General features: G+C 72.4%; 9 protein-coding genes. 6 read left to right on the top strand and 3 right to left on the bottom strand.

What is annotated here, in order from left to right:
- Positions 1-180: 180 nt before the first annotated feature.
- The 4 genes from Q0116_RS08645 to Q0116_RS08630 are packed head-to-tail and all read left to right on the top strand — an operon-like array spanning position 181 to position 1,726.
- Positions 181-420 carry a glutaredoxin gene (locus tag Q0116_RS08645; protein ID WP_006112373.1) on the top strand — a complete coding sequence of 80 codons (240 nt, stop codon included), beginning with the start codon at positions 181-183 and terminating at the stop codon, positions 418-420.
- On the top strand, positions 417-950 hold the full coding sequence (locus tag Q0116_RS08640) for a cob(I)yrinic acid a,c-diamide adenosyltransferase (RefSeq protein ID WP_297886951.1): 534 nt from the start codon (positions 417-419) through the stop codon (positions 948-950). The genes Q0116_RS08645 and Q0116_RS08640 overlap by 4 nt, the downstream gene beginning before the upstream one ends.
- Positions 951-1,007: 57 nt before the next feature.
- A complete protein-coding gene (locus Q0116_RS08635; protein ID WP_297886949.1) occupies positions 1,008-1,334 on the top strand; it encodes a cupin domain-containing protein in 327 nt (108 codons plus the stop codon).
- On the top strand, positions 1,334-1,726 hold the full coding sequence (locus Q0116_RS08630; protein ID WP_297886947.1) for a rhodanese-like domain-containing protein: 393 nt from the start codon (positions 1,334-1,336) through the stop codon (positions 1,724-1,726). The genes Q0116_RS08635 and Q0116_RS08630 overlap by 1 nt, the downstream gene beginning before the upstream one ends.
- Positions 1,727-1,747: 21 nt before the next feature.
- Here the strand turns inward: Q0116_RS08630 and Q0116_RS08625 are convergent, their stop codons facing one another.
- Positions 1,748-2,656 carry a Vms1/Ankzf1 family peptidyl-tRNA hydrolase gene (locus tag Q0116_RS08625; RefSeq protein ID WP_297886945.1) on the bottom strand — a complete coding sequence of 303 codons (909 nt, stop codon included), beginning with the start codon at positions 2,654-2,656 and terminating at the stop codon, positions 1,748-1,750.
- A gap of 205 nt (positions 2,657-2,861) precedes the next feature.
- Between Q0116_RS08625 and Q0116_RS08620 the strand changes: the two genes are divergently transcribed.
- Positions 2,862-3,515: a PH domain-containing protein gene (locus Q0116_RS08620; RefSeq protein ID WP_297886943.1), complete on the top strand. Its 654-nt coding sequence runs from the start codon at positions 2,862-2,864 to the stop codon at positions 3,513-3,515.
- Entirely contained in the window at positions 3,512-4,042 is a 531-nt protein-coding gene (locus Q0116_RS08615) for a PH domain-containing protein (protein WP_086215401.1), read from the top strand. Before Q0116_RS08620 ends, Q0116_RS08615 begins: the two co-directional genes overlap by 4 nt.
- Before the next feature lie 36 nt (positions 4,043-4,078).
- On the opposite strand, the gene Q0116_RS08610 is transcribed toward Q0116_RS08615, so the two are convergent.
- Positions 4,079-4,864, bottom strand: coding sequence for a TSUP family transporter (locus Q0116_RS08610; RefSeq protein WP_007345087.1), 786 nt, complete (start codon positions 4,862-4,864; stop codon positions 4,079-4,081).
- A gap of 223 nt (positions 4,865-5,087) precedes the next feature.
- Entirely contained in the window at positions 5,088-5,432 is a 345-nt protein-coding gene (locus tag Q0116_RS08605) for a DUF5802 family protein (RefSeq protein ID WP_004595297.1), read from the bottom strand.
- Between the last annotated feature and the right edge of the window lie 10 nt (positions 5,433-5,442).

The following is a 5,442-nucleotide window of genomic DNA, read 5'->3' as shown; positions in this document are numbered from 1 at the left end:
GCCGACGAGCGCCGAAATGCCGACCCCAGAGCCGACGAGCGCCGAAATGCCGACCCCAGAGCCGACGAGCGCCGAAATGCCGACCGCCGGGATGCCGACCGCCGAGACGGCGGGCCGGGTGCGCGCCCCCGACCGCCGACGGACGCACACCTTCTTGACGCCGCGGACGGATCGATCGGTATGACCGTTCGACTGTACGCCCTCGACGGGTGTCCGTGGTGCGAGAAGGCGGCAGACGCGCTCGACGACGCCGGCGTCGCGTACGAGACGGAGTGGGTCGACGCGCTCCACTCGGACCGCAACGAGGTCAAACGCGTCAGCGGCCAGCGCGGCGTCCCGGTCCTCGTCGACGAGGAGCGCGGCGTGACGATGGCGGAGAGCGCGAACATCGTCGAGTACGTCGAGAGGACCCTCGCATGAGCATCTACACCGGCCGCGGCGACGAGGGCGAGACCGACCTCCGGGACATGAGCCGGGTGTCGAAGTCGAGCCACCGCATCGAGGCGTACGGCTCCGTCGACGAGGCGAACGCCCTGCTCGGGACGGTCCGGCCCACGGGCCACGACGACGTCGACGACCTGCTGGAGGCGATCCAGAACCACCTCCACATCGTCCAGGCCGACCTCGCGAACCCCGACCCCGACCCGGACGACCCCCAGGTCGAGAGCGACCACACCGAGACGCTGGAGGACCGCATCGACGCGTTCGACGAGGAACTGGAGCCGCTCCAGTCGTTCATCCTCCCGGGCGGCGGCGAGGCGGGGGCGGCGCTCCACCACGCGCGCGCCGTCGTCCGGCGCGCGGAGCGGCGCGTCGTCGACCTGGCGCGCTCGGAGCCGATCAACGAGGCGGTCGTCACCTACCTCAACCGACTCTCGGACCTCCTCTTCACGCTCGGGCGGGTCGTCAACGCGCGCGACGGCGAGCCCGAGGAGTCGCCGACGTACTGAGCCCCGTCGCCCGCGACCGAACGCGCGATTTTTCCCCGTCCCGCGCCACGCGTAGGTATGACGCTCGACAGTTACGCGGCGGCGGTCGCCGCCCTCGACCCGGCCCGCGGCGAGGTGGAGACGGCGGAGCTCGTCGTCACCGACGACGTGCTCGTGAAGGCGTTCGTCCTCGGCCCGGACGCGACCGTCGACCCGCACGAACACGCCGACGCCACGAACGTGTTCCACGTCGTGGAGGGCGAGCCGACCGTGATCCGCGACGGCGAGGAGGAGGCGCTCGCGGCCCCGGCCGTGGTGGAGAACGCGCGCGGCGCGGTCCACGGCGCACGCAACGACACCGACGACCGAGCCGTCCTGACGGCCAGCATCGCGCCGCTCAACTGATGGACGGCGAAATCGATCCCGAGGAACTGTCGACGCTGCTGGACGCGGACGACGACGGCTCCGCCGACGAGTCGCTCCGCATCGTCGACATCCGCGACCGACGCGCGTTCGACCGGGGCCACCTCCCCGACAGCGAGTGTATCCCGTTCCCGGAGCTGACGAACCGGATCGCGGAGCTCGAGGGCAGCGACCGCATCGTCACCGTCTGCCCCCACGGCGTCGCCAGCCAGCAGGCGGCCCAGCTCATCGGCAGCTACGAGGGGACCCAAGCGGCGCGCGTCGAGAGCCTCCGCGGCGGCATCGAGGCGTGGGAGCAGGAGATCGGCGACCTGCCCGCGTCGGACGAGCCGGCCGCCGGCGACCCCGACGAGGGGCCCGAGAGCCCGTTCTGACGCCGACCGGTCGCCCCCGAATCAGATCGCGCGGATCCGGACTCGCCAGAAGTCGCGGAAGGCGTCGTCGAGCGCCGCCTCCGGCTTCCCGGTGGCGTCCGACACGTCGGTGACGTCGGCGCGGTCGCGCACGCGGCCCAACACGCTGCGCTCGCCGACGACGATCACGCGGTCGAGGTCGCCCGCCGCCGCGACCTCGGCGAGCGCCTCGTCGGCGCGGCCGAGGTGGTCGTCGATCTGTCCCTCCCGGCGGCGCTCGAAGCGCCCCTGCGAGAAGCCGCCCTTCGAGTGCGCCTCCTTCACGTCGGTGGTGAACCCCTCGAAGGCGACCCGCTCGTCGCCCTCGTACGTGCCGACGGCGAAGGTGTCGGACCGGACGACGGCGAACGCGAACCGACCGGTCGGGCGGAACCACGCGTCGTCGAGCCGGAACCGGTCGTCCCACCGGTCGAACGGCTCGGGTTCGACGGGCGGCGTCAGCGCGGCGCTCACCGCGCCGGTGTCGTCGGCGAGGACGACGGCCGGGGCCGCGCGCCGGACGAGCGCGGTACGGTCCCCGAACCAGTCGGCGACGCTCGCCGGGACGGAATCACCGTCCGGCACGTACGCCGTGAGCAGCCCCTCCTCGTCGTCGCTCTCGACCGCTCGAAAGCGGTCGAGCGCGTCCGCCAGCCGCGCGCCGCTGCGGTCGCTCACGCGGCGGAACTCGACCGTCTCCTCCGTCCCCTCGGCGCGCTCCACCCGCTCCTCTAACGACTCGATCCGGTGTTCGAGCTCGTTCACGCGCTCCTCGGCGCGCTGCCGGTCGGCGACCGCGTCGGACCGCCGCTCCTCCTCGGCCTCGGCGCGGCGTTCGAGGTGACGCTTCTCCTCCTCCAACTCCTCGATGCGTTCCTTCAGTTCGGCGCGCCCGAGCAGCCTGTCGATCATACCGAATTCGCGACCCGCCGCGACGTAAAAGGTGCGTCTGCGGCGGAGACGGACGCCGCTCTCCGGGCCGTCCGCGCGTCGCGCCACCGTCCGCCGCCGTCTCCCGCGCGACCGTTCGTCGCCGCGTTCACGTCGTCCGCTTCGCGCGTGATCCGATCGGTGCGCCTCCGCCACCGTTTTACCGTCTCCCGACGCTTCGGGGGATATGTCGTCTCCGTCCCTCCAGGAGGAACCGAAGACCGGCAACGGCGTCACCGCCGACCTCGACCTCGACTGGCTGTCGCTCGAGGACGACGAGGAGATCCGCTGGGCGAGCACGCCGCACAGGTACAGCGTCGTCCCGGCGCTTCTCGTCGGCGTTCCCCTGTCGCTCGTCCTCGTCGGGATCCCGATCGTCGCCGCGAGCTACCTCCAGTACAAGAACACGAACTACGTCGTCACGAACAAGGGGCTCTACAGCAAGCGGGGCATCCTCTCCCGGGACGTGAAACAGATCGGGTTCGAGAAGGTACAGAACATCTCCTACTCGCAGTCGGCCATCGGTTCGTCGCTCGGGTACGGGTCGGTCGAGGTCAGCACCGCCGGCGGCTCCGGCGTCGAGCTACGGTTCCGGAGCATTCCGGACCCGGCGTCGGTCCAGGAGCTGATCGCCAGGGAGATCGACGCCGGAAAGCGGGACAGCGCCGACGGCGACGGCGACGCCGACGACGTGCTCGCCGATATCCTCGTCGAACTTCGCGCGATCCGCTCCGCGGTCACCGACGACGGTGCCGGCGGCGACGCCGAGACGCCGACCGCGACCGGCGAGGACGTCGGCGCCGAGCGGACCGCGTCGGAGACGGCGCGCGAGGACCGATGACCGGCGACTGGTGGTTTCGGCACGACGACGAGACCGTCGTGTGGACGGGTCGCCCGCGGCTGTCGGCGGCGCTCGGCGGGGGCGTCGTCGGCGTCGCGACCGTCGCCGTCGCGCTCCTCGCGGCGGCCGCGGTCGACCCGCGCATCGCCGCGGCGAGCCCGCTGGGCGTCGGCATCGCCGGCTGGGAACTGCTCCGCGTCACACGGACCGACTACGTGGTCACGACTCGAGCGATCTGGTCGAAACGCGGCGTGCTCGGCCGAAAGGTCCGCCGCGTCGGGCTGGCACAGGTACAGAACACGGCGTACAGTCAATCGGTGACCGGTTCCGCGTTCGGGTACGGCACGGTCACGATCGAAGTCGCCGGCGGGCCGGACCTCGAGCTCCGCCGGATCGACGACCCGCAGGCGGTCCGACGGTCGATCACCGACCGGACCGGGACCGTCGACCGCGAGCCGCCCGGGACGGTCGAGCAGTGGCGGGCGGTGCTGTCCGTCGTCCGCGACATCGAGGCCGCAGTCGACTGACCGGCGGCGACTCCGGCGGAGCGACGGCGACACCGGTCAGGCGACGCCCGCGCCGCCGAGTATCAGCCGGAGCCCGATGACCGTGAGGAGGCCGAGGACGAGGCCGCGCCGGAGCCGCTCGCTCACGCGGTCTCGGAGGCGAGTCCCGACGGCGACGCCGGCGACCGCGGGAACTGCGGCGGCGGCCGACGCGAGCGCGAACGCGGCGTCCGGGTAGAGTCCGAGCGCGCCCGCGGCCCCGACGCGAAGGCCGTTGATCCCGACGAACACCAGCGCCACGACGCCGACGAACACCCCGTGCGAGAGGTCGAAGCTCCGGACGAACGCGACCAGCTGGACGCCGACGTTCGTCGCGCCGAACAGGACGCCGGAGACGACGCCCACGACCCCCATGACGAGCGGGCCTTCGGCGCGCTCGCGGTCGGCCGAAGTCGGCAGCGACGGGAGCGAGACCGCGCGCTGCGCGGTCGCCACGAACCCGAGCGAGACGACGCCGAGCAGGACGCGCAGGGGAGCCGCCGGGAGGCGATCGAGCAGCGCCATCCCCGCGAGGGTGCCGACGAGCGCGGCCACGAGCAGCGGTGCGAACCGGGCCCCGCAGGTCCGCAGTTCCTCGCGCGTGAGCTCTCCGACGAGGGCGACGTTCACCGCGAACATCGGGACGATCATGAACGCGACGGCGGCCGCCGGGTCGAGCGTCGACGCGAGCACCGTCGTCCCCACGACCGCGAAGCCGAACCCCGCGACCCCGTTGACGGCGCCCGCGACCGCGACGACGACCGCGACGGTCGCCACCAGCTCGGCCGAGAGCGCGAGCGCCATACGTTCGACACGAGCCGGACCGGCATAATAACACGAGTGCCCGATCGGGCGGCTCCGGCGGCGTCCGCGGCCCGACATCGAACCATTTCCCGCCTACGCGGTCGCTATGCCGGTCGGTCCCACGCGCAGTTCGACTCGACGCGCGGGCCCGCCCCTGTCGGTCTCCGGGCGCTACCGCCGCGGCCTTCGCCGTTCGCGACTCCCTCAGACACGCGGCGGCGTCCTACGCGTTCACGAACGGCTCCCACCCCTCCCAGCGGAGGAGCGTCTCGGCGCGGTCGGCGTCCGCCAACAGCACGTTCCGCCGGTCCGGGAGCGTCTCGTCGGCGAGTCCTCGGGGAATCGCGAGCGTGCCGCTCGGTACGTCGTCGTCGCCGCCGACCGGAATGTGGCCGCCGTCGACTTTCATCACGAGGGGCGCGTCGAGTCGCTCGACGCCCTCGCCGTCCGCGTACAGCTGCTCGTTGACGTGTTCGTGGTCCGCCCGCCGAATGACGGCGCGCTCGCCGTCGTGGGGTTCCACGTACAGTTCCCCCAGGTAGTAACCGCTCGAGAATCGCTCGAACATTCTATGCGTG

This window comes from uncultured Halorubrum sp., from assembly GCF_937146585.1.
GTDB lineage: Archaea > Halobacteriota > Halobacteria > Halobacteriales > Haloferacaceae > Halorubrum > Halorubrum miltondacostae.
The sequence above is the reverse complement of the archived record's forward strand: the minus strand, read 5'-3'. Positions and strand labels throughout refer to the sequence as shown.

What these genes read in the sequence shown, in the direction of transcription:
- Q0116_RS08605 (WP_004595297.1), bottom strand. Translation starts at nt 5,432, where the DNA reads ATGTTCGAGCGATTCTCGAGCGGTTACTACCTGGGGGAACTGTACGTG.
- Q0116_RS08610 (WP_007345087.1), bottom strand. Translation starts at nt 4,864, where the DNA reads ATGGCGCTCGCGCTCTCGGCCGAGCTGGTGGCGACCGTCGCGGTCGTC.
- Q0116_RS08630 (WP_297886947.1), top strand. Translation starts at nt 1,334, where the DNA reads ATGGACGGCGAAATCGATCCCGAGGAACTGTCGACGCTGCTGGACGCG.
- Q0116_RS08640 (WP_297886951.1), top strand. Translation starts at nt 417, where the DNA reads ATGAGCATCTACACCGGCCGCGGCGACGAGGGCGAGACCGACCTCCGG.
- Q0116_RS08645 (WP_006112373.1), top strand. Translation starts at nt 181, where the DNA reads ATGACCGTTCGACTGTACGCCCTCGACGGGTGTCCGTGGTGCGAGAAG.
- Q0116_RS08625 (WP_297886945.1), bottom strand. Translation starts at nt 2,656, where the DNA reads ATGATCGACAGGCTGCTCGGGCGCGCCGAACTGAAGGAACGCATCGAG.
- Q0116_RS08620 (WP_297886943.1), top strand. Translation starts at nt 2,862, where the DNA reads ATGTCGTCTCCGTCCCTCCAGGAGGAACCGAAGACCGGCAACGGCGTC.
- Q0116_RS08615 (WP_086215401.1), top strand. Translation starts at nt 3,512, where the DNA reads ATGACCGGCGACTGGTGGTTTCGGCACGACGACGAGACCGTCGTGTGG.
- Q0116_RS08635 (WP_297886949.1), top strand. Translation starts at nt 1,008, where the DNA reads ATGACGCTCGACAGTTACGCGGCGGCGGTCGCCGCCCTCGACCCGGCC.